The following is a 22,845-nucleotide window of genomic DNA, read 5'->3' on the forward strand; positions in this document are numbered from 1 at the left end:
GCAATCGCCGGCAGCCCGACGCCGCACCCGGCGCTGCTGGGCGCCATCTTCGTGTTCAACCTGATCGAATTTCTGTCGACGGGGATGACGGTGCTGGCTGCGCCCGCGATCATGGGCCACATCGGCGCCTCGCCCGAAGAGTACGCGACGGTCTCGGCGCTGTACGCCGCGGTGGCGGTGCTGGCGATTTCTCAGATGACCGTACTGCTGCAGCGCCTTGGCTGGCGCAATTACCTGCTGGGCGCCGTGCTGTTCTACCTGCTCGGCGCGTGGGTGTGCGCCACGGGCGCCAGCGTGGCCGGCTTTGCCGGCGGCCGCCTGCTGATGGCGCTGGGCGGCGGCGTGTTCATGACGGTCTCGCGCATGATGGTGAACCTGATCCCGCCATCGCCACAGCGCCTGCAGGGCATCGCCGCGTATGGCGCCGCGTTGTCGGGCGGGCTGGCGCTCGGGCCCTGGGTGGCGGCCAAGATGCTGGGCCACGAAGCGTGGGGCGGGATGTTCCTGGTGCTGGCCGCGCTGGCGACGCTCGGCGCGCTGATCGCCGCGCGCTGGATGCCGCAGGATGCCGTGACGCTCGATCGCGCCTCCGGCGGATCGCCATCGCGCATGCATGCCATCGACGCGATGCTGCTGGCGGCCGGCGCGGCCATCACGCTGTACGCGTTGCAGCACCTGACGTATGACTGGCATGGCGAACGCGGATCCCTGCTGGCGCACCTGGTGCTGGGGCTCGCGCTGCTGTCCGCGTTCGGGTTGCTGCATGCGCGCCGCAGTGCGCCGTTCCTGCACCTGGCCGTGCTGCGCAGCCCGCGCTATCGGCTGGGCCTCGTCATCTTCAGCGTCTGTTACGCGATGCTCGGCATGGTCAACACGTTGCTGCCGCAGGTGGTGCAAAAAGGCCTTGGTGTCGGACTGGAGCAGGCCGGCGAACTGCAGGGAACGGGGTTGCTGGCCACGGTCATCGCGTTCTTCGTGATGCTCGAACTGGTCAAGCGGCGCCCGCATCCGACCAAGTTTTTCGTCACCGGCTTTCTGATGCTGGCCTTGCTCGGCTGGCGCTTCGCGACGCTCGACCCGCGCGCCTATGCGTGGGACGCGGTGATCTTCTGGCTCGGCCTGTTCGGCGGCTTTCTGACGCTGGGGATGGCGACGACGGCGATCCACGCGTTCAAGGAGCTGCAGGGGGACAATGTGGTGTTTTCGAATGCCCAGCAACTGAAGAACATGCTGGGGCAGGCAGGCCTTGCGCTGGGCGTGGGCATGACCAATATCGGGCTGCAGGAGCGCACGGCGCTGCATGCGTCGCGCCTGGCCGAGAAATCATCAAGGCTGTCCGACGGCGGGGCCGAGCTGGCACGGCAAGCCGGCCTGCTGGCAGGCCAGGACCTGTTCTGGATTGTGATGTGGGTTGGGTTGGGTGGCGCGGCGCTGCTGGTGTTGCAGCGCCGCTTCGACTGAAGACGCAGGACGTGTTCTGCGTCCAGTCGGATCAACGGCGGCGCGAAGGACCGGTCAAACGGTCGGCCAGGACGGCGGTGACGACGGCTTGCAGCACGTGGATCGCCCAGCGCTCACCGGCCTTGCGCGGACCGGCCGCCACTTCACCTTCGGTGATGCCCAGGACCGGCGCGATGGCGCCGATGTTCACGGCATACAGCGCCGTGCCGTACAGCGTGCCGATGGCGGCCGGCGACAGGCCTGGGGCCAGTTCGCGCAGCTTTGGGACGGCGGCGGCAAATGCGGCCGACGCGCCCAGGTGGTTGACGAATTCCACGGCGCTGGTGCCGGCGTCGCCGATGACGGCGCGCGAGCCCGTCACGTCATCGATCCAGTCGACCGCATCCCGGTCGAGCGTTTTGGTAAGCACACCGGACTTGCGGCCTGCGACCATGACGGCCGTCGTGACCACGCCTGCGATCAAGCCACCCACGATGGCTGCTGTGTATTTTTGCATGAACGTCTCGCTTGAAAAGTGAATCCGCAGCGGGGCGCCCGTGCGCCTGCTGCAGATGGAGTCAATACGATACGTGGCCGGATGCGCTGGCTCGGTGCGGTGCTGCACCGATAACTCAGTCGCCCTTGGCCATCTGCCCGAACACTTCGTCACGCCGGACCCACGCGTGGTAGAGCGCCGCGCCCAGGTGCGCCAGGATCGTGAAGAACAGCACATACGCCAGCACGCCGTGCAGCGGCCGCAGGAAGCCATATATCGCAGGGCTATGCGGCAGGATCGCCGGCAGGTTCACGCCGTCGAACAGCACGATCGGATAGCCTCCGGCCGACAGCATGGCCCAGCCAATCAGCGGCATGGCCAGCATCAGCGCGTACAGCGCCCAGTGCGACGCGGTGGCCGCCCACACCTGGATACGCGGCAGATCGGCGGGCAACGGCGGTGGTGCGTTCAGCAGGCGATTCACGAGGCGCACGATCGCCAGCAGCAGGATCGCCAGGCCGAGGGGCCGGTGCAGGTCGAGCAAAAATTCACGGTGGCGCAGCGACACCACCATGGCGGCGCCGACGAACAGCATCGCCAGGATGGCGACGGCCATCGACCAATGGAGTACGCGGGCGAGCAGGTTGAAGTGGCGTGGACGGTTCATCGTACGCTCCCGGTGTGAACGTTGCCCGAGCTGATTTCACGCTCGCGGCGGTTGAACGAAACGGAATAGACCGATGAACGTGCGTGCAGCACCGGATCGTCAGTGCCTGCAATCCCCTTCGGCAGGATCAACGGATCGAAGTTCAGATCGAGGCATGGGCCGGCGACTTGCGGTTCGGCGCGCACCAGCGTCAGCGTGCCGGCGATGGTCTCGGGCCGCGTATCGGGCCAGGCTCTGGATGGGTCTTCGATCGGATCGCCCGGTTCGGCAAACTGCATCACCATGTCCCACTTCAGCGGGCCGGCCGCCAGGCGGCGATCAAGGTCCGCCGCCAGGAAATCGCGGTCGGCGGTCTTCAGTTGCTCGGGGTCGGCCGCCACGAACGGCGTGTGCGGGCGCATCGACCAGCGCACGGCGCGCGTCGCGCCAGCAGCATTGGTCAGGCGAAACGCATTGACGCCATTAAAGCGCGTGTTGGCCAGGCTGTCGGGCGTCGGCGCACTCTTGGACCATGCCATGAACTTCTTGATTTCCGGATGGGCGGCCAGTACGGCGTCCATCTTGGCCGGATCCGGTTTGCCGGTCGCCGGATCGGGCAGGCGGGCGGCGTTCAGGGCCTGGAAGGCTTCCGGGGTGGACGCGGCAAAAAACGGGAAGCTGTTCATCGCCATGCGCCATTCCTGGCCGTCGTCGGTTTTCAGCTGCAGCGCCATGCCGCGCACGGCCGCCTTGTTGTCGGGCGAATGCGGATCGTTGCCAGGGCTGGAAAAGCGGCCGAGGGCGGGTGTCGACGGCTGCGAAAACACGCGCGCCGTGGACAGCTGCGCGGCGGCAGGCGTTGGTGCAAAGGTGCCGACGATGCAGATGCCCTTGGCATGCGCACGGCGCACGCCCGGTTGCTGCGTGCCGGAGGCTTCGGCGGTATTGACCATTGTTTGGGGCGTGACGTTCTTGTTGCCGAACCAGCCGCCAATCCAGGCGAAGAGAACGGCCAGCGCGATGATGATGAGCGCGATCGGGAGCAATAACAGCGGGGAACCGTGGCGTGGCTTGGGCGGTGACATGGGCGGCACTCTCTTGAAAGGGTCTTGCTACATACAGCCGGAAAATTCGGTGGCGAATTGTCGCATGATTAACAAATTGATGCGTGCCGTCCCTTGCGGCGTCGTTGCGTCGGCGATACTGCTGAGAGTAACTGTCCAACGCGCACGGCTAAATTGTGCAAGAATTCTGGAGGTCTTTGATGTCGCTTCACACTACATATTTACATGCGCCAACGTAATCACATGCTTGTCAACCGTCGTCCGATCCCCGTCATCGTGTCACGTGTCACTGAGGAAGGGGCGTGAGCGCGGCGCATGCCGACCTTGCGGCATTCGACTGGCGCGCGACCCCACTGGGTGCACGCGCAGCCTGGCCCGCGGAACTTGAAGCCGTCTTCGGCTTGATGCTGGCAACGCCGGTGGCGATGTGCGCCACTTGGGGCCCGGAGCAAACGCTGCTCTACAACGCGGCGTACGTGCCGTTTCTCGGCAAACGCCATCCGGACGCCCTGGGGCGACCACTGCCCGAGGTCTGGTCGGAAATATGGGACGACATCGGTCCGCTGGTGGCGCGCGTGATGGCTGGTGAAGCGGTGAGTTTTACCGATTTGCCGCTAGTCATGACGCGCAGCGGCGACGAGGAAGAAACCTGGTGGTCGTTTGCGTACAGCCCGCTACGCAGCGAAGGCCACATCGCTGGCCTTCTCAATATCGCGACCGAAACGACGGCCGGCGTCATTGCCGCCAGAGAGCGCGATGCTGCGCAGACCCAGCTCATCAAACGCAATATCGCGCTGGAGCAGGAGATTGTGGCGCGCAGGGAAGCGGCCAGCCGGCTTGCCACCGTCATCGAGCACCTGCCAGTGGGTATCTGCCTGTTCGACATGGATGGGCAAGCTATCCTGAACAACCCCGTGTTCCGCACTTTTGTCCCCGATTTCTCGCCAGCGCATGGCCTGCAGCGCGCCTGGGAACACTGGCGCGGGTTCGACGCGCAGGGCCGCTTGCTGGCGCCCGACGACTATCCGAGTGCGCGCGCATTGCGGGGCGAACTCGTCACGCCGGGCGACGAATTTCTGCGGCGTGCAGCGGACGGCACGGAAACCTGGGTCGCCGTCAGCGCCGTGCCGCTGATCGACAGCGCCGGCGCGCAGGCCGGCATCATCCTGGTATTCGACGACATCGACCAGCGCAAGCGGATACTGCTCGATCTCGAGCGCCAGGTGGCGGAGCGGGCGCAGGATCGCAATGCGCTGTGGACGCTGTCGTCGGACATCATGCTGCGCTGTACGTTTGACGGGGTGATCACGGCGTCCAATCCGGCCTGGTCGTCCGTGCTGGGCTGGCGCGAGCACGAGTTGGTCGGCTCGAATCTGTTCGACCTGATTCATCCGGACGATATCGCGCATACGATTGCCGGTGCGCGGGAATTGTCGGAAGGGATCGGCCATCAACGGTTCGACAACCGCTACCGCCATCGGGATGGCAGTTATCGCTGGATCTCGTGGTCCACGCGTGCACATGACGCGATGATCAACGCGGTGGGCCGCGACATCACGCGCGACCAGGAGCAACTGGCCGAACTGGAAGCGATGCAGAACGCCCTGCGCCAGAGCCAGAAAATGGAAGCGGTGGGCCAGCTGACCGGCGGCCTGGCGCACGATTTCAACAATCTGCTGGCCGGTATTTCCGGCGCGCTGCAGCTGATGCAGATGCGCATGCAGCAGGGGCGCTACAACGAGTTCGAGCGCTATATTGCGACGGCGCTGGGCGCGTCCAAGCGGGCGGCGGCACTGACCCATCGCCTGCTGGCGTTCTCGCGCCAGCAAACCTTGATGCCCAAGCCGACGAACGTGAACCGGCTCGTCACCGATATGTAGGAGCTGGTCCAGCGCACGGTGGGCCCTGCCGTGCGGATCGAGGTGGTGTGCGTTGCCGATGCCTGGCCGGCGCTGGTCGATGCGTCGCAGCTCGAGAACGCGCTGCTGAACCTGTGCATCAATGCGCGCGACGCCATGCCCGATGGCGGCGCCATCACGGTCGAAACGGCCAACAAGTGGATCGACGAGCGCGTCGCGCGCCAGCAGAACATGGCGCAGGGCCAGTACCTGGCCTTGTCGGTCAGCGATACCGGTGTCGGCATGGCGCCGCACGTGGTGGCGCGCGCGTTCGAGCCTTTCTTCACGACCAAGCCGATCGGCCAGGGCACGGGCCTCGGGCTGTCGATGATCTATGGGTTCGCCCAGCAGTCGGGCGGCCAGGTCCGCATCTATTCCGAAGTGGGGCAGGGAACGACCGTGAGCATCTATCTGCCGCGGCATTACGGCGATGGCGCTGCTGACCTGGAGCCCGATGTCGCGGCGCCCACCGCGCTGACGCAGTCGGAGCAGGTGGCCACGGTGCTGGTCGTCGACGATGAACCGACCGTGCGCATGCTGGTCATCGACATCCTGCAGGATCTCGGTTTTGGCTGGATCGAAGCAGCCGACAGCGCGACGGGTCTCAAGATGCTGCAATCGGATGCGCGGATCGACCTGCTGGTGACGGACGTGGGGCTGCCCGGTGGCATGAACGGACGCCAGATGGCCGACGCCGGGCGCGCGGTGCGGCCCGGGCTGCAGGTCTTGTTCATCACCGGCTACGCGGAAAATGCGGTGCTGAACAACGGTTACCTCGATCCGGGGATGGCGGTGCTCACCAAGCCGTTTTCGATGGAAGCGATGGCCGCGCGCATCCGTTCGATGGCCGAGGTGGGCGCCGTCGAAGCGGTGGGGTCCTCTGCAGGGAGTCGCCATCCACGGTAAGATTGTCGTCCTTACCACAGGACCACTTACCATGACGACTTCCAGCTACCCCGATACCCGTCTCCTCATCGCCAACGAATGGCACGACGCCAGCGGCGGCAAGACCATCTCCGTGATCAATCCGGCCACCGGCCAGCCGATCGGCAAGGTCGCCCACGCCAGCATCGCTGACCTCGATCGCGCACTGGCCGCTGCCCAGAAGGGCTTCGAGACCTGGCGCGCCGTGCCCGCCGCAGAACGCGCCGCGATCATGCGCCGCGCCGCGACGCTGCTGCGCGAGCGCGCCGGCGACATCGCACGCCTGCTGACGCAGGAGCAGGGTAAGCCGCTGGCCGAAGCCAAGGGCGAGGCCCTGGCCGGCGCCGAGATCATCGACTGGTTTGCCGCCGAGGGCATGCGCGTGTATGGCCGCATCGTCCCGTCGCGCAACCCGGCCGCGCAGCAGCTCGTGCTGAAAGAGCCGGTCGGCCCGGTCGCCGCGTTCACACCCTGGAACTTCCCGATCAACCAGATCGTGCGCAAGCTCGCTGCGGCGCTCACGACCGGCTGCTCGTTCCTGTGCAAGGCGCCGGAAGAAACGCCGGCTTCGCCAGCGGCGTTGCTGCAGTGCTTCGTCGATGCCGGCCTGCCGCCGGGCGTCGTCGGCCTGGTGTTTGGCGATCCGGCCGAAATTTCGGGCTATCTGATTCCGAGCCCGATCATCCGCAAGGTGACGTTCACCGGCTCGACGCCAGTGGGCAAGCAGCTGGCCGCGCTGGCCGGCGCGCACATGAAGCGTGCGACGATGGAGCTGGGTGGCCACGCGCCGGTCATCATCGCCGAGGATGCCGACGTGGCGCTGGCCGTCAAGGCGGCGGGCGCTGCCAAGTTCCGCAATGCCGGTCAGGTCTGCATTTCGCCGACCCGCTTCCTCGTGCACAACGCGGTCAAGGCCGAGTTTACGCGCGCGCTCGTGCAGCACGCCGAAAGCCTCAAGCTCGGCGACGGCATGGCCGATGGCACGACGCTCGGGCCCCTGGCCAACGCGCGCCGCCTGGATGCGATGGCCAAGGTGGTCGACGATGCGCGGGCCCGTGGCGCCACGGTGGCAACGGGTGGTGAACGCGTGGGCAGCAGCGGCAACTTCTTCGCACCGACGATCCTGGCCGACGTGCCACTCGACGCCAGCATGTTCAACGACGAGCCATTCGGCCCGATCGCCGGCATCCGCGGTTTCGACAGCCTGGAAGACATGATCGCGGAAGCCAATCGCCTGCCGTACGGCCTGGCGGGTTACGCATTCACGCGCTCGATCAAGAACGCGCAGTTGCTGATGAACCGCGTCGAAGTGGGCATGTTGTGGATCAACCAGCCCGCCACGCCAAGCGCCGAGCTGCCGTTTGGCGGCATCAAGGATTCGGGCTACGGCTCGGAAGGCGGACCGGAAGCGCTGGAATCGTATCTCAATACGAAGGCCGTCTCGATGGTGGGCGTGTAATTGGCAGTGTCGCGCTGCGGCGGGATCGGGTGTAACAATTTGTAGGATAATGCGCCGTCGTGGCGGGGTATAATTCTGCCCGCCACCGGCCTCTGCACTCTTCAGATGCCACTTATCTCTGTAGAGTGACACCATGATCTTCCCCCAGCGCGCATGACGCAGGCCATCCTGACGCTCAATGTCGATACAGAATTCGACGTGATCGCCGCGCGCCAGCGTGCGCGCCAGATCGCGGGCGCCTGCGGGTTCGGTTCCGTCGATCAGGCCCGTATCGGCACGGTCGTGTCCGAGCTGGCGCGCAACATCTTCAACTATGCAGGCGCCGGTTCGGTCTCGTTCGTGGCCGAAGGCGCGGTGGCGCCGCAGCATCTGTCCATCACGTTCGCCGATCGCGGGCCGGGGATTGCCGATGTCGGGCACGTCCTGTCCGGCGCGTACCGCTCGACGTCGGGCATGGGCGTCGGCATCCTGTCGGCGCGCCGGTTGATGGACCAGTTCGACATCGCCAGCGGACCGGCGGGCACCCGCATCACGGTTGGCAAGCGCTTTCCGGCCAACGCCGGCTTCATCAGCGCTGGCGGGTTTGGCCCGCTGGTCGCGCAATTCGAGACGCTGCCCAATCACGCGGCCTTGTCGGAAGCGCGGCACCAGAACCGTGAACTGGCCGACGCGCTCGGCGCGCTGCAGGCGCGGCAGGAAGAACTGCAACTCGTCTCGACCCGCCTCGAAGAGCGCAATCGCAATATCGAAGCCCTGAATGACCTGCTGGACGACAAGGCTGCCGCGCTGCAGAAAGCCGATCGCAGCAAGGACGAATTTCTCGCCACGCTGAGCCACGAATTGCGCGGGCCGCTGTCGGCCGCCACCATGGCGGCAAGCATGCTTCTGCCCGAGGGCGTCACTTCGCAGCGCGCCAACCAGATGGGTGAACTGATCCGGCGCCAGGTCACGCACATGAGCCGGCTCGTCGAGGATCTGCTGGACGTTTCGCGCGTGAGCCGCGGCCTGGTGCAACTGGAAAAGACGCCGGTGGAGCTGGCGGACGTGATCGCCGCCACGCTCGAGCAGGTGCAGTCGGCCGCAAACCAGAAACGGCACTGCATCGAACAGGCAGCGGGCGTACCCAGCCTGCTGGTGCTGGGCGACCGCACCCGCCTGATCCAGGTGGTGAGCAATCTGCTGACCAACGCGATCCGCTACACGGACAGCGGCGGCATCATCCACGTCGCGCTCGAAAAACGGGGCCGGATGGCCGCGCTGCGGGTCACCGACAACGGCATGGGCATCGCGCCCGACCTGATGCCGCGCCTGTTCGACCTCTACGTCCAGGCCGAACGTTCAGCCGACCGCACCGGCGGCGGCCTGGGCCTTGGCCTCGCCCTCGTCAAGAACCTGGTCGAAGCCCACGACGGCACCGTCACCGCCCACAGCCCCGGCGACGGCCAGGGCAGCACCTTCACCGTCCTTCTCCCCCTGCACACCGAACGCCGCGAATAACCGTACCGCATCGCCACAGCTCAGCACGAAGACTCAATTAGGGTCAGAGTCGAATTATTGAGCAACAAACTTCCCTCCATGGTCCGTTTGCAATGCCGTCAGGCAGCATTCCGCGCGGCCATTGCTTTCCAATTGGGGTCAGAGTCGAATTGTTTGACAACATTGAGGAATTGCCCAATAAGTCGACTCTGACCCTAATTGTTCAGTATCTGGTGACGGGGGGCGGGGGCGGGGGTGAAGCGTGCTCTCGCGCGCAAACGGCGACCGCCCGGGCCGGCCTGGGGGCCGGCGCCGGGCGGCGCGGGTGGTGCGGGTTGACGTTGGCCTGGGGCCTTAGTCTTCCTGGAAAGCTTCTTCGCGTTTCTTGCGCAGCGATGGCAGCAGCACGACGATCATTGCGGCGGCGGCCAGGCCCAGCATGACGCCCGAGATCGGACGCTCGATGAATACCATTGGGTCGGCGCGCGAGAGCAGCAGGGCGCGGCGCAGGTATTCTTCCATCATCGGGCCGATGATGAAGCCGAGCAGCATCGGCGCGGGCTCCAGTTCGAGCTTGGCGCACAGGTAGCCGAGCAGACCGAACAGCGCCATCAGATAGACGTCGAAGGTGCTGTTGTTCAGGCTGAACACGCCGATCGCGCAGAACATCAGGATGGCCGGATACAGCATCTGGTAAGGCACCATGATCATGCGCACCCAGATGCCGATCATCGGCAGGTTCAGCACGACGAGGAACAGGTTACCGACCCACATCGAGACGATCAGGCCCCAGAACAGGCCAGGCTGCTCGGTCATGACGGCAGGACCAGGCTGGATGCCCTGGATGATCATCGCGCCGATCATCAGCGCCATCACTGGGTTCGACGGAATGCCCAGCGTCAGCATCGGGATGAACGAGGTCTGCGCACCGGCATTGTTGGCCGCTTCCGGCGCCGCAACACCTTCGATGGCGCCCTTGCCGAAATTGGCTGCGTTCTTCGACACTTTCTTTTCGAGCGAGTAGGACGCGAACGAGGCCAGCATCGCGCCGCCGCCCGGCAGGATGCCCAGCAGCGAGCCAAGGCCCGTGCCACGGATGACCGGCCACATGATGCGCTTGAAGTCTTCCTTGTTGAGCATCAGCCCGGTGACTTTCTTCATCACCAGATTGCGGTCTTCGTTGTGCTCGAGATTGCGGATGATTTCGCCGATACCGAACATGCCCATGGCGACGATGACGAAGTTGATGCCATCAGCCAGTTCCGGCAAGTCGAAGGTATAGCGCGCCGAACCCGAGTTGACGTCAGTGCCGACCACGCCCAGCAGCAGGCCGAGCAGCACCATGCCGATGGCCTTGAGCAGCGAGCCGCTGGCCAGGACGACCGACGCCACCAGGCCCAGCACCATCAGCGAGAAGTACTCGGCCGGGCCGAATTCGAGTGCCAGATCGGCCAGCGGCGGTGCTGCCACGGCCAGCAGGATCGTAGCAACGGTGCCGGCGAAGAACGACGAGATCGCGGCGGTGGCCAGTGCCTTGCCGGCCTGACCGTTGCGGGCCATCTGGTAGCCGTCCAGAGCCGTCACTACCGACGAGGATTCGCCAGGCAGGTTGACCAGGATGGCAGTGGTCGAGCCACCGTATTGCGCGCCGTAGTAGATACCGGCCAGCATGATCAGCGCCGATTCTGGTGGCAGGCCGAACGTGGCTGGCAGCAGCATGGCAATGGTGGCGATCGGGCCCAGGCCAGGCAGGACGCCCACTGCAGTGCCGACGAATACGCCGACCAGGCAGTAGAACAGGTTTTGCATGGACAGGGCCGTCTCGAGGCCCAGTGCGAGGTTACTGAAAAGTTCCATATGATTTAATTCCCACCGAGCCAAGGGCCAATGATCGGCATCGGCAAGCCAAGCAGCTTGACGAACAGACCCACTGCGAACAACGTCATGCCCACGGCCAGCGCGAGTGACTTCTTCAATTCGAATTTATCGCTGGCGTACGAGCTGATCAGGATCAGCAGGAAGCCCGCAGGCACCAGGCCGGCATTGCGCACCAGGAAGCCGAACAGCAGCACGGCGACCAGTACGATGGTCAGCTCGCGATAATAGATGCGGCCGATCGCTTCGCCCGGACGGATGAATGAGCGCACGAATGACGCCACGCCGACGAGCGACAGCAGGATGCCCAGCGCGATTGGGAAGTAGGCCGGGCCCATGCGGCCGGCACTGCCAATCTCGTACTCCTGGCCGATGTACACGGCGCTCAGACCGAAGAATAGAAAGACAATGCCGCTCCAAAAGTCTTTCGGATGGCGGATAAATGCTGGCACGGTGGTGGTCCCCTTTATGGTGTGGCAGATGCGGTGATGCAGATGCAGTGGTTCGAAAAGCGTGAATGCAGATCACTGATGCAGCCTTGCGCAGCGACGGTGACAACGACGCCGGCCAGGCTCCAGATGCGACAACGCCGCACCGCAGCCGGACAGGCCGGCGCGGCGCGAGGTCGTCAACAGGGCATCAGTCGGCGAAGGCGCCGGCTTTCTTGATGATCGGGCCCCACAGGTCGATCTGCTGCTTCAGGTGCGTGCGCAGCGCTTCCGGCGTGGCTTGATTGGTCGGGACCGGCTCGGTGCCCAGGTCGGCAAAGCGCTTGACCACGTTCGGATCACGCAGTGCGGTGCGCAGGGCGTTCGACAGCGCGTCGACGGTTGGCTTCGGCGTGCCTTTTGGCGCGTACAGGCCGTGCCAGACACCGACTTCGAAGCCTGGCAGGCCAGCCTTGTCCAGCGTCGGCAGGTTTGGCAGCGAGGCAACCGGGGTCTTGGTCGTCACGCCGTAGGCCTTGATCTTGCCGCCCTTGATCTGGCTGGTGGTGTTGGTGGTCTGGTCGCACATGAAGTCCACCTGGCCGCCCAGCAGGTCGTTCATCGCCGGGCCGGTGCCCTTGTACGGCACCGTGGTCAGTTCGACGCCCATCGCGGTCTGCAGCAGCATGCCGCACAGGTGCGAAGCCGAACCCAGGCCGGCGTGCGCGTAGGTGACCTTGTCCTTGTTGGCTTTCACGTACGTGATCAGCTCTTTCATGTCCTTGGCCGGGAAGTTCGCTTTGGCGACGACGGTCATTGGCACGTCGGTGATCAGGCCGATCGGTTCGAAGCTGGTGATCGCGTCGTACGGCAGCTTGCGGTACAGCGCCGGCGCGGTCGATTGACCGATGTGGTGCAGGAAAAGCGTGTAGCCGTCAGGCGCGGCCTTGGCAGCGCGCGCGGCGCCGATCGTGCCACCGGCACCGCCGACGTTTTCGACGATGATCTGCTGCTTGAGCGTGTTGCCCATCGACTGCGCCACGAGACGCGCGACGGTGTCGGTCGGGCCGCCGGCCGCGAACGGCACGATCATGGTGATGGTCTTGGTCGGGTAGGCCTGAGCATGGGCCAGGCCCGTGCCGAAAGCGGTCAGGCAGGCGGCTGCGCACAGCATCTTGAGCTTCATGGTGTCGTCCTCGTATCTCTTTTTGGTTTAGTTTGGCAACCGGCACTATTTCTGTGCCGTGCTCCCTTGCGGCGTTGTCTTACGCACCAGATGTTTTACCAGCAAACATATTGTTGTGCAACTACGTGGAAACACGTATGTGGTGTGCATGACGCTTTTTTCGGCAAAAACGAATGGGCGAAAAACGCAAATCCGAAAACAAAAAACGCCATCCGAAGATGGCGTTTTTGGTCGCTGCAGCGCCGTATTGTCAGACCGGCGGTTGCACCGGGAGTTCCCGGTCGCCGAGCAGCAACTTCGCCGGCGTCATCGGTGTCGTGCGCAAGCGCGTACCGGTGGCATGGAAGATGGCGTTCGAGACCGCCGCCGCCACGCCCACGATGCCGATCTCGCCCACACCCTTGGCGCCCAGCTGCTTGCTCACGATGCGGTCGTCTTCTTCCACGAAGATCACGTCGATGTCGTGGATGTCGGCATTGGCCGCCACGTGGTACTCGGCGAAATTGTGGTTCATGAAGCGCCCGTACTTGTGATCGGTATGGGTTTCTTCATGCAGTGCCTGGCTGATGCCCCAGACGACCGCCCCGCTGATCTGGCTGGCCGCCGTCTTGGCGCTGATGATGCGCCCGGCTGCGATCGCGCTGACCACGCGCGTGACGCGCACCATGCCGAGCTTTTCGTTCACGCGCACTTCGCAGAACACGGCCGAGTGCACGGCGCGTGCGTACTTGCGCTGCTTGAGCATCTGCGGCGTCATGAAGTATTTCTCTTCGACCTGATCGACGCCCGCATTGGCCAGCACCTGCGTCAGTTCCACACGGCGCGACGGATCGTCTTTCATGAAGATTGCGCCATCGCCGAATTCCACGTCGCGCAGGCGCGCCTTGGCCAGCGGCGAATCGGCCATCTTCGTCGCCATTTTCAGCAGCGACTTCTTGAGCTTTTCGCAGGCGCCGAACACGCCCGAGCCCACGGTGGTCACGTGCGATGAGCCGCCCTCGATCGGCGCCATCGGCAGCGTCGAGTCACCCAGCTGGAACGTCACCAGCTCCATCGGCAAGCCCATGGCCTCGGCCGCAATCATCGACATGACGGTATAGGTGCCGGTGCCGATATCGGTCGCCGCACTGCTCACGACCAGGCGGCCATTGCTGTGCAAGACGGCGCTGACGCGCGCGACCATCACCATCGCATCCCAGATGCCGGTTGCCATGCCCCAGCCCACCAGCTCGTCGCCGTCCTGCATCGAGCGCGGCTCGAGCGGGCGCTTGTCCCAACCAAAACGCTCGGCGCCCTGGCGGTAGCACTCGCGCAGTTCCTTGCTCGAGAACGGCTTGTCCTCGATCGGCGAGGTATCGGTGTAGTTTTTCAGGCGCAGCGCCAGCGGATCCATCTTCAGTTCGTAGGCCAGCTCGTCCATCGCCACTTCCATGGCGTGCACGCCGTGGGCGGCGCCCGGGGCGCGCATGTCCAGCGGTGTAAAGCGGTCGTTCGCGACCACCTGATAGCCGAGCTTGATGTCGGTGCACGCATACAGCTGGCCCGACCAGTTGACGATCACTTCAACGTAGTCTTCGAGACGTGAGGTCTCCTGGATCGCTTCGTGCCAGATCGCCTTGAGCGTGCCGTCCGGCGCAGCGCCCAGACGAATGCGGTGCCAGGTTTCCGGACGGTGGCCGAAGCTGAACATCTGCTGGCGCGTCAGCACGACGCGCACCGAGCGCTCGAGCAGCAGCGCGCCCATCACGGCCAGCGGCAGCTGGTATTGCGGGCGCAGGCCGGAGCCGAAGGCGCCGCCCACGTACGGGTTACGTACCGTGACTTCGTCGCTCGACAGGCCGAAGCCGTGCGAGACATACCAGCGGCTGTTCTGCGAGCTTTGCGTCTTGTCGTAGATGGTCAGGTGGCCGTTTTCAGCGCGAATCACGGTCGAGGCGAACATCTCCATCGGATTGTGGTGCTCGACGCCGTTGTAGTACTGCGAGTCGACCCGTACTTCGGCTGCCTCGAACGCCTTTTCACCGTCGCCGATCGAGCTTGGCGGCACGAAGCCCGCCTTCATCTTGCGCGGTTCATAAGCCTGGTCGAGAGTTTCGAGCAGATTGGTTTCGTGCGCATCGACATCGTAGTGCACGCGCACCAGCGTCGCGGCGTAACGTGCGGCTTCAAAGGTCTCAGCCAGCACCAGCGCCACCGGCTGGCCGCTGTAGAAAATCTCGTCCGAGAACAGGGGGCGGAATGGCGAGCCGGCCGGGGCCGTCATGTCTTTCCACGCCAGGTCGAACGAGCGCATCTTGGGGCGGTTCTCGTGCGTCATCACGGACAGCACGCCCGCGACGGCCAGCGCCTCGGCCGTGTCGATGCCGGTGATGCGCCCCTTGGCCACGGTGCCGCTGACGACCACGCCGTAGGCCAGGTCAGGGGCGAAGTATTCGGCAGCGTACTGCGCCTCGCCGGTGACCTTGGCGCGGCCATCGATGCGCGAGACCGCCATGCCGCTCTTCACGCGGCCGGTGCCGGCCGGCGCGCTCGGCGCGCGCAGTTCTGGAATCAGGTCGGTCATGCTTGTTCTCCTTGTGCATCGAGTCCGCGCGCATGGTCGGTACCACGCGCAGCGGTGGTCAAGGCTTGCACGATGGCGTTGCGCGCCAGCGGCAGCTTGAAGTCATTTTGGCCGAAGCCCTGGGCGCCTTGCAGGATGGTCTCGGCGGCCTGCAGGAAGGCCGCTTCGCCGACCGCCTGGCCGACCAGCGCTTCTTCGGCCGCTTCGACGCGCCACGGCTTGTGGGCCACGCCGCCAAGCGCGATGCGCGCGGCGCGGATCGTGCCGTCGGCGTCGAGGTCGAGCGCTGCAGCGACGGACACCAGCGCAAACGCGTATGACAGGCGGTCGCGCACCTTGATGTAGGCGCTGTGGTCGATGAAGCGGTCGGCTTCGGGCACCGTGATGTGGGTGATCATCTCGCCTGGCTGCAGCGTGTTGTCGATCTGGGGCGTGTCGCCCGGCAGCCGGTGGAAGTCGGCGAACGGGATCTCGCGCGCACCGCTCATCGAGCGCACGTGCACCGTCGCGTCGAGCGCGCGCAGTGCCACGCACATGTCCGACGGGTGGGTGGCGATGCAGCTTTCGCTGGTGCCCAGGATTGCCAGCTGGCGGTTCAGGCCTTCGCGCGCCGGGCAGCCGGTGCCGGGTTCGCGCTTGTTGCAGGCGGTGCCGACGTCATAGAAGTAGACGCAGCGGGTACGCTGCATCAGGTTGCCGCCGTTGGACGCCATATTGCGCAGTTGCGGCGAGGCGCCGGCCAGGATTGCCGTCGACAGCAGCGGGTAGCGCTCGCGCACGACCGGGTGATAGGCCGTGTCCGCGTTGCGGGCGAGGGCGCCAAGCAGCAGGCCGCCGTCTTTTTCTTCGACCTGGTCGAGGCCGAGGTTGTTGATGTCGACCAGGCGTGACGGCTTCATCACGCTTTCCTTCATCAGGTCGAGCAGATTGGTGCCGCCGGCGATCGGGCGGGCGTCAGGGTCGAGCAGGGCAGCCAGCGCCGCGTCGACGTCCGTGGCTTGGGTAAAGGCGAACGGGTTCATGACAGCACCGCCCCGGTCGTGAAGCCTTCGGTGGTTTTTTTCGTGTCGCGCATGTCGAGAACCTTCACGACCGCATCGGCGATCTGCGGGTACGCCCCGCAGCGGCACAGGTTGCCGCTCATGAGTTCACGCACGTCGTCGCGCGAGGTGGCCTGGCCTTCGTTGATCAGGCCCACGGCCGAACACAGCTGGCCCGGCGTACAGTAGCCGCACTGGAATGCGTCGCAATCGATGAACGCCTGCTGCAGCGGATGCAGGTCTTCGCCGGTGGCCAGGCCTTCGACGGTGGTGATCTCGCGACCGTCCTGCATGACGGCCAGCGTCAGGCACGAGTTGATCCGCTTGCCGTCCACCAGCACGGTGCAGGCGCCGCACTGGCCCTGATCGCAACCCTTCTTGGTGCCGGTCATGCCTGCGCGCTCGCGCAGCAGGTCAAGCAGCGTTACCCACGATTCGACGTTGAATTCGCGGTCCTGGCCGTTGATGCGCAGGCGCACCGGATGCTGCTGTTGATGTTCCATGTTCTTCCCCTCTGTGAGAAGGTATGAACATAACGTCCTGTTACATTTGCGACGGTTAGGTGACGCACCTACATTACGTATAAGTCAACGTTGTTATCACTGTCATTACGGCCCGCGGAACACGACGGTCTTGTTGCCGTCCACGAACACACGGCGCTCGATATGAAACTTGACCGCTGTGGCCAGCGCCAGGCATTCGTTGTCACGCCCCACGCGGGTGAGCTGGTCGACCCGGTAGTTGTGGTCCACGCGCGTGAGCACCTGTTCGATGATCGGGCCCTCGTCCAGATCGGGCGTCGCATAGTGGGCCGTCGCGCCGATCAGCTTGACGCCCCGGTCGAACGCCTGCTGATACGGCTTGGCGCCCTTGAAGCCGGGCAAAAACGAGTGGTGGATATTGATGCACTTGCCGGCCAGGCGGCGCGCCAGCCCATCCGACAAAATCTGCATGTAGCGCGCCAGGACCACGAGTTCGGAGTCGGTCTCGTCGACGATTTCCAGCAGGCGCGCCTCTTGCTGCGCCTTGTTGTCCTTGTTCACCGGCAAGAAAATGAAGCGGATGCCTTCGCGCTCGACCATCGGGCGCAGGTCGAGGTGATTCGACACGACCGCCGTGATCGACAGATTGAGTTCGCCCGTGCGGCGGCGGTACAGCAGGTCATCCAGGCAGTGATCGGTCTTGGACACCATGATCACGGTGCGCACCGGGTCGAGCGGATCGTAGATTTTCCAGCCCATGTCCAGGCGCGTGGCGACCGTGCTGTCGAATTCTGCGCGGATCGTGTCGATGGCCGGCGACTTGTCTTGCTGGCGAAACACGGCGCGCATGAAGAAACGGGCGGTCGAATCGTCGTCGAACTGCTCGAGCGCGCAGATATAGCAATCGCGCTCGGCCAGGAAGGTCGCGACGGCGGCGACGATGCCGATGCCGGCCGGGCAACTGGCGTGGAGAATGTATTCGGGGCGGGTTGGTGGCGTGACGTCGCTGGTGCTGCGCATGCTTGTTCCTGTCGGTGATGAGGCGATGTTGTCAAGACAGCTAGAATGCGCGATGCCACGACGGGCGTCAAGCGCATGCTACGATGCGCGTTTTTTTCGCCCGCCTATCTCTCATGTCGACCTCCCTGCGCCCGATGCTGCCCACCGATCTCGATGCCGTGCTGCGGATCCAGGCGGCCTGCTATCCGGCCGCGATGCAGGAGCCGGCAGCGGTCGTCGCGGCCCGGATGGCGGCGGCGCGCGGCACCTGCCTGGTCGGCATTCATGAGGGCATCGTGCGCGGTTACCTGTTCGCCTATCCGTCGCGCCTCGGGCTGGTGACGGATCTGAACGCACCGTTTACGGTAGCGCGCCAGCCGGACACGCTGTACCTGCACGACCTGGCAATCGCGCCGTGTGCACTGGGGCGTGGCCTGGCGCGCGCGCTGGTCGACGACGCATTGCGCATGGCACGCACGCTGGGACTGGCGCATGCGGCTCTGGTGTCGGTGCAGGACAGCGAGCGCTTCTGGCACGCGCTGGGCTGGCGCGCTGCATCAACCCACGACGCCGGCCTGCACACCTATCCGCCCGGCGCGCTGTACATGGTGCGTACGCCCGCCTGACCTTTATTGCACCCGGCGCACCTTGGCCGAGCTGTTGCCGCCATCGATTTTCAGGAACAGCGTGCCGAACACGTTGCGCTCGATGGTCACCGCCGCGTCCTTCGTGCGCGGCAGGACGGCGTCGCTGCCGTCGATGACGCGCCAGACCTGGCCATTGGCCAGGCGGATCTGCGAGCCAGGGCCCCAGCCATCGAAGTCGCCCACGACCGTGCTGCGGATCGATGCCGGCTGCGCTTCGCGCTGCTTGACCGCTTCAAGGCCGAAATTCTGCTCAGGCGTGCGTGCTGGCGCAGGCGCGGCGGCGGGACCGGCGGCGCCGACCGGAATCGCGTCGTAGCAGGCCACGCGCGCGGGGATGTCGCTCAGGGTACGGCATTTGAGCAGCGCGGCATCGTCGGCAAGGGCAGTGCCGCTGGCAGTCAGCAGGGCAACCATGAGGACGGGCAGGGACAGGGCTTTCATCGGGACTTTCGGGTAGTTGAAAATTGCGCCCTGGCGTCAGGGCGCTCACGATTATAGGGGATGTACCGGGCGCAGGGTCTGACACGTCAGGTCACCGCAGCAACCGTGCAGAGCATCGCAACGGTGACATGCCGTGTCGACGAACTTGACACCTCGTCTGCGCCGGCGAACCACCGATCGCGAATGTTGTTTAGAATCAACGGGATGCAGGCTCTACATCCACGGGCGTAATTCTTGCTGACGTATTGTAGGAACTTTCCGAGGAGATCATCTATGACGCGCATTGCCCCCATCGTCTTACTGCTGGCCGCCGCCTTGGCGCTGCCGGCGCAAGCCGCAGTCACCTACAGCTGGCAGCAAGTGAGTGCATCCAATTCGATGCCGACCGGCCTCAACCTGGAACTGGCGTTCTCCGAGGAGGCTGTCACCGCCGGCCGGTTGTCACTGGATATCCACAACGAATGCGACATCGGTCCGCCATGCCTCGATCCGCAGTCGAGTTTGCTGTCCCTGCGCTACTGGTTCGACGACCCGTACATCGATGGCCAGCACAACCTGATCGACTATGGCTACCGCACCGAGCCGCGCAATTATTATGACTACATCGTGATGGACCTGACATTCCTGGCAGGTGGACTTCTCGGGGGCAGCATCTTCGCCTCGGACGGCAACTCCGATTTTCAGATGGTAAGCCAGGGCGCGCTGTTCAGCGTGGTGGCCGCCCATAGTGACGAACCCTTTGGCTGTGGTTGGCAGTACCCCGACTGCAGCGGCGCCAGCGGCATGCTGGTGGCTGCTGCGCAGGAAACGATCGAGGTGCCGGAGCCGGCCACGGGCGCCATCGTCGGCCTTGGCCTGGTGGCAGCCTGGTTCGCACGCCGCCGTCAGCGGCCGGCGCGCGGCATCGCCTGAAGCACGGGTGGCGCCGTCAGTTTGCCGGCGCCAACAGGGCGGCAGTGTCGGTGGCGCCCATCTTCAGCGCCGCGTCGTACGCGGTCACGCCTGACGCGTCGCGCGCCGCCGGGTCGGCGCCGCGTTCCATCAGCAGCTGGGCGATGGCGACCCGGTTGAACATTGCGGCGAACATCAGCGCCGTCCGGCCCGACGGGCCGGCAAAGTCCGGCAGTGCGCCCATGTCGAGCAACAGCGTCGTGACTGCCAGGTCGCCCTTGAATGCGGCGCCGTGCAACGGCGTTTGCCCCGCATCGTTGATCAGGTGCGGATCGGCGCCGTGCTCGAGCAAGACCCGCGTCGCGTCCAGGTGGCAATGGTAGCTGGCGAGCATCAAGAGGCTGTCGCCTTTTTCATTGCGCAGGTTTGGCGGCAGGCCGCGCGACAGGAAGGCGGCGAGATGCTCGGCGTCGCCCGAGCGCGCATACTGGAACATATTGCGCGCCATGTTGAGCGCGGCTTCGTCCAGTTCGGCTTTGGTCGGCGTCGCCGTTTGGTCGTTCGTGTGCATTGCGTGCTCCGGATCAGGATAAAGGTTGATTAAAACACATCTTAATCCGGCGCGTGGTCTATGCGCTCTGGCGTGCGGCCGCATGCCCGGTGGCTTCGCGGAGCCAGACCGGCAGCGCCAGCGCCGGCAGCAGCATGCCAACCAGCAGCGCCGCGTGCCAGCCATGTGCGGCATATACCCACCCACCCAGCGCGGAACCGACCGCACCACCGGCAAAGAACAGCGCGAAGTACAGGCCATTCAGCCGGCTGCGCATGTCCGCGCCCAGCGCGAACAGCGCGCGCTGGCCCAGCACCAGGTTGGCGGCCACCGCAGCATCCAGCACGATGGCGGCCACGGCCAGCAAGCAGAGCGCGACCGGTTTCGACGCGGGCGCAAACAGGGGCAGCAAAAAGCTCAGCGCGCCGACGACCAGGGCGACGGCAGTGGCCTTGAGCGTGTGACCGGCATCGGCCAGGCGCCCGGCGACAGGCGAGGCCACCGCACCGGCCATGCCGACCAGGGCAAACAGCGCGATGCCATTTTGCGTGAGGCCGAAGGCCGGGCCGGCCAGCGCCTGCGGCGCCACAGTCCAGAACAGGCTGAAGGCGCCGAACAGGCCGGCGTGATACAGCGCGCGCTGGCGCAGCACCACGGTCGTGGCCAGCAACGGCCATAGCGAGCCGATCAGGCGCCGGTATGGCTGCGGCGAGGTTGGCTGGCGCAGCGGCAGCTTCAACCGCAACACCACGGCCAGTAGTGCCACCAGTGCGGCGGCGATGCCAAACACGGTGTGCCAGCCGCCCAGGCCAGCCAGCACGCTCGCCACCGGCCGCGCCACCATGATCCCCAGCAGCAGGCCACTGACGACCTTGCCGACGATCTGGCCACGCGTGGCTTCCGGCGCCAGGTGCGCGGCAAACGGCACCAGCACCTGGGCCACCACGGCGCCCAGGCCGATGGTCAGCGCGGCCAGCAGGAACGCCCACGCCGTGGTGGCCGTGGCCGCGACCAGCAAGGCAGCGCTCGTGACGAACAGGCCGGTGACGATCAGGCGCCGGTTTTCCACCAGGTCGCCCAGCGGCACGATGAACAGGAGGCCCAGCGTGTAGCCGATCTGGGTCAGCGTGACGATCAGCCCGGCCGCTGCGGGCGGCAGGCCCAGCGCGGCGCCGATCGGGCCGACGAGCGGCTGCGCATAATAAAGGTTGGCGACGATGATGCCGGCCGCAGTGGCCAGCAGCATGACCATGCCGGACGACCTGGGGGTGTTCATGACGAACTCCATGGGAGTGAATGAGGGAATGACCCCATGGTAGCCAGTTCGCCGGCGAAGATAATCAGGGCATAATGCGCTTATACCATTCACTTTATATGAACAATCATGGACAAGGTGAAAGCGATGCAGACGTTCGTGCGCATCGTCGAAGCGAACAGTTTCACGCGCGCGGCCGAGTCGCTCGACCTGCCGCGTGCATCGCTGACGGCGACGCTGCAGAATCTCGAACGCTATCTGGGCGCGCAACTGCTGCAGCGCACGACGCGCCGGCTGTCGCTGACGCCCGAGGGCGAGCGTTACTACGCCCACTGCAACACCATCCTGGCCGCCATCGACGACGCCGAAGCCGACTTTCTGGGCGAGCACGCCGGGCGCATGCAGGGCCGCCTGCGCATCGACTTGCCGGGCGCGCTCGGGCGCGCCATCGTGCTGCCACGCATCGGTGAATTTCGCCAGGCGTTTCCGGCGCTCGATCTCACGATCAGCCTGGGCGACCGCCTGGTCGACCTGACCGCCGAAGGCATCGATTGCGCATTGCGCGTGGGCGACTTGCCCGATTCGAGCCTGGTCGCGCGCCGGATCGGCCTGATGCGCTTCGTGATCGCCGCCACGCCCGGCTATCTGGCGGAACGGGGCACGCCTGAAACGGTCGATGCATTGGGCCAGCATGATGCGATCGTGCATTTCTCGGGCAAGACCGGCCGCGCGTTCGAGTGGACGCTCGCGGGTGAAGAGAAAGAAGGGGGCACGGGTAGCGTGGTCCGGGTGGCCATCGATGGTGGCATCGCCGTCAACGATGCCGAGGCCAACCTGCTGTGCGCGCTGCAGGGGCTGGGACTGGCGCAACTGGCCCGCTACCAGGTGCGCACGCACGTGGCGCAGGGCGCGCTGGCTGTCGTGCTGCCCGCCATGTGCCCGACGCCAATGCCGGTCTCACTGCTGTACCCACGCGGGCGCATCGCCAATCCGCGCCTGCAGGCGTTTGCCAGCTGGCTGGCCGGGGTGTTCGAGGCCGACCCTGACCTGCGCCTGGCGGACGCCTGATGCCGGTTCACCCGCCG

19 protein-coding genes and 1 pseudogene are annotated in these 22,845 nt (G+C 65.4%); 7 read left to right on the forward strand and 13 right to left on the reverse strand.

Annotated elements, in window-relative coordinates:
• Window positions 1-84 precede the first annotated feature (84 nt).
• Window positions 85-1,461 (forward strand): MFS transporter, encoded by a 1,377-nt coding sequence (locus tag IFU00_09400; GenBank protein ID MBD8542497.1) that lies wholly within the window; start codon window positions 85-87, stop codon window positions 1,459-1,461.
• A gap of 31 nt (window positions 1,462-1,492) precedes the next feature.
• Here IFU00_09400 and IFU00_09405 read toward each other — a convergent pair whose 3' ends face one another.
• From IFU00_09405 to IFU00_09415, 3 genes are all read right to left on the reverse strand, one after another.
• The gene (locus IFU00_09405; protein ID MBD8542498.1) at window positions 1,493-1,957 is read right to left on the reverse strand and encodes a hypothetical protein; all 465 of its coding nucleotides are present in this window, start codon (window positions 1,955-1,957) and stop codon (window positions 1,493-1,495) included.
• A gap of 115 nt (window positions 1,958-2,072) precedes the next feature.
• Window positions 2,073-2,603, reverse strand: coding sequence for a cytochrome b (locus tag IFU00_09410; GenBank protein MBD8542499.1), 531 nt, complete (start codon window positions 2,601-2,603; stop codon window positions 2,073-2,075).
• Window positions 2,600-3,667, reverse strand: coding sequence for a catalase family peroxidase (locus IFU00_09415; protein ID MBD8542500.1), 1,068 nt, complete (start codon window positions 3,665-3,667; stop codon window positions 2,600-2,602). Before IFU00_09415 ends, IFU00_09410 begins: the two co-directional genes overlap by 4 nt.
• Before the next feature lie 383 nt (window positions 3,668-4,050).
• Between IFU00_09415 and IFU00_09420 the strand changes: the two are divergent.
• From IFU00_09420 to IFU00_09430, 3 genes and pseudogenes are all read left to right on the forward strand, one after another.
• A pseudogene (locus tag IFU00_09420) lies at window positions 4,051-6,450 on the forward strand (PAS domain-containing protein).
• Between the two features lie 31 nt (window positions 6,451-6,481).
• Window positions 6,482-7,927 (forward strand): NAD-dependent succinate-semialdehyde dehydrogenase, encoded by a 1,446-nt coding sequence (locus tag IFU00_09425; GenBank protein ID MBD8542501.1) that lies wholly within the window; start codon window positions 6,482-6,484, stop codon window positions 7,925-7,927.
• Window positions 7,928-8,080: 153 nt separating this feature from the next.
• The gene (locus tag IFU00_09430; GenBank protein ID MBD8542502.1) at window positions 8,081-9,424 is read left to right on the forward strand and encodes an ATP-binding protein; all 1,344 of its coding nucleotides are present in this window, start codon (window positions 8,081-8,083) and stop codon (window positions 9,422-9,424) included.
• Window positions 9,425-9,757: 333 nt separating this feature from the next.
• On the opposite strand, the gene IFU00_09435 is transcribed toward IFU00_09430, so the two are convergent.
• The 7 genes from IFU00_09435 to purU form a co-directional block, all read right to left on the reverse strand.
• Window positions 9,758-11,260, reverse strand: a complete 1,503-nt coding sequence (locus tag IFU00_09435; GenBank protein ID MBD8542503.1) for a tripartite tricarboxylate transporter permease — start codon at window positions 11,258-11,260, stop codon at window positions 9,758-9,760.
• 5 nt (window positions 11,261-11,265) lie between these two features.
• Entirely contained in the window at window positions 11,266-11,730 is a 465-nt protein-coding gene (locus tag IFU00_09440) for a tripartite tricarboxylate transporter TctB family protein (GenBank protein MBD8542504.1), read from the reverse strand.
• Window positions 11,731-11,917: 187 nt separating this feature from the next.
• Window positions 11,918-12,892, reverse strand: coding sequence for a tripartite tricarboxylate transporter substrate binding protein BugD (locus tag IFU00_09445; GenBank protein ID MBD8542505.1), 975 nt, complete (start codon window positions 12,890-12,892; stop codon window positions 11,918-11,920).
• A 250-nt stretch (window positions 12,893-13,142) separates the two neighbouring features.
• Window positions 13,143-15,455, reverse strand: a complete 2,313-nt coding sequence (locus IFU00_09450) for a xanthine dehydrogenase family protein molybdopterin-binding subunit (protein ID MBD8542506.1) — start codon at window positions 15,453-15,455, stop codon at window positions 13,143-13,145.
• Complete coding sequence (locus tag IFU00_09455; protein ID MBD8542507.1) at window positions 15,452-16,477, reverse strand: xanthine dehydrogenase family protein subunit M; 1,026 nt, start codon at window positions 16,475-16,477, stop codon at window positions 15,452-15,454. Before IFU00_09455 ends, IFU00_09450 begins: the two co-directional genes overlap by 4 nt.
• On the reverse strand, window positions 16,474-16,998 hold the full coding sequence (locus IFU00_09460) for a (2Fe-2S)-binding protein (protein MBD8542508.1): 525 nt from the start codon (window positions 16,996-16,998) through the stop codon (window positions 16,474-16,476). The genes IFU00_09455 and IFU00_09460 overlap by 4 nt, the downstream gene beginning before the upstream one ends.
• Before the next feature lie 105 nt (window positions 16,999-17,103).
• Window positions 17,104-17,997, reverse strand: coding sequence for a formyltetrahydrofolate deformylase (purU, locus tag IFU00_09465; protein MBD8542509.1), 894 nt, complete (start codon window positions 17,995-17,997; stop codon window positions 17,104-17,106).
• Window positions 17,998-18,110: 113 nt separating this feature from the next.
• Here purU and IFU00_09470 point away from each other — a divergent pair, with 113 nt between their 5' ends.
• A complete protein-coding gene (locus IFU00_09470; protein ID MBD8542510.1) occupies window positions 18,111-18,602 on the forward strand; it encodes a GNAT family N-acetyltransferase in 492 nt (163 codons plus the stop codon).
• 3 nt (window positions 18,603-18,605) lie between these two features.
• Here IFU00_09470 and IFU00_09475 read toward each other — a convergent pair whose 3' ends face one another.
• Window positions 18,606-19,064 carry a hypothetical protein gene (locus IFU00_09475; protein MBD8542511.1) on the reverse strand — a complete coding sequence of 153 codons (459 nt, stop codon included), beginning with the start codon at window positions 19,062-19,064 and terminating at the stop codon, window positions 18,606-18,608.
• A 273-nt stretch (window positions 19,065-19,337) separates the two neighbouring features.
• Here IFU00_09475 and IFU00_09480 point away from each other — a divergent pair, with 273 nt between their 5' ends.
• On the forward strand, window positions 19,338-19,976 hold the full coding sequence (locus tag IFU00_09480) for a PEP-CTERM sorting domain-containing protein (GenBank protein ID MBD8542512.1): 639 nt from the start codon (window positions 19,338-19,340) through the stop codon (window positions 19,974-19,976).
• Between the two features lie 16 nt (window positions 19,977-19,992).
• Here IFU00_09480 and IFU00_09485 read toward each other — a convergent pair whose 3' ends face one another.
• Both IFU00_09485 and IFU00_09490 read right to left on the reverse strand, forming a co-directional pair.
• On the reverse strand, window positions 19,993-20,526 hold the full coding sequence (locus IFU00_09485) for an ankyrin repeat domain-containing protein (GenBank protein MBD8542513.1): 534 nt from the start codon (window positions 20,524-20,526) through the stop codon (window positions 19,993-19,995).
• Window positions 20,527-20,584: 58 nt separating this feature from the next.
• Window positions 20,585-21,757: an MFS transporter gene (locus IFU00_09490; protein MBD8542514.1), complete on the reverse strand. Its 1,173-nt coding sequence runs from the start codon at window positions 21,755-21,757 to the stop codon at window positions 20,585-20,587.
• Window positions 21,758-21,889: 132 nt separating this feature from the next.
• Between IFU00_09490 and IFU00_09495 the strand changes: the two genes are divergently transcribed.
• Window positions 21,890-22,828, forward strand: a complete 939-nt coding sequence (locus IFU00_09495; GenBank protein MBD8542515.1) for a LysR family transcriptional regulator — start codon at window positions 21,890-21,892, stop codon at window positions 22,826-22,828.
• Window positions 22,829-22,845: the final 17 nt, after the last annotated feature.

This window comes from Oxalobacteraceae sp. CFBP 8761 (assembly GCA_014841595.1).
Classification (GTDB): domain Bacteria; phylum Pseudomonadota; class Gammaproteobacteria; order Burkholderiales; family Burkholderiaceae_D; genus Telluria.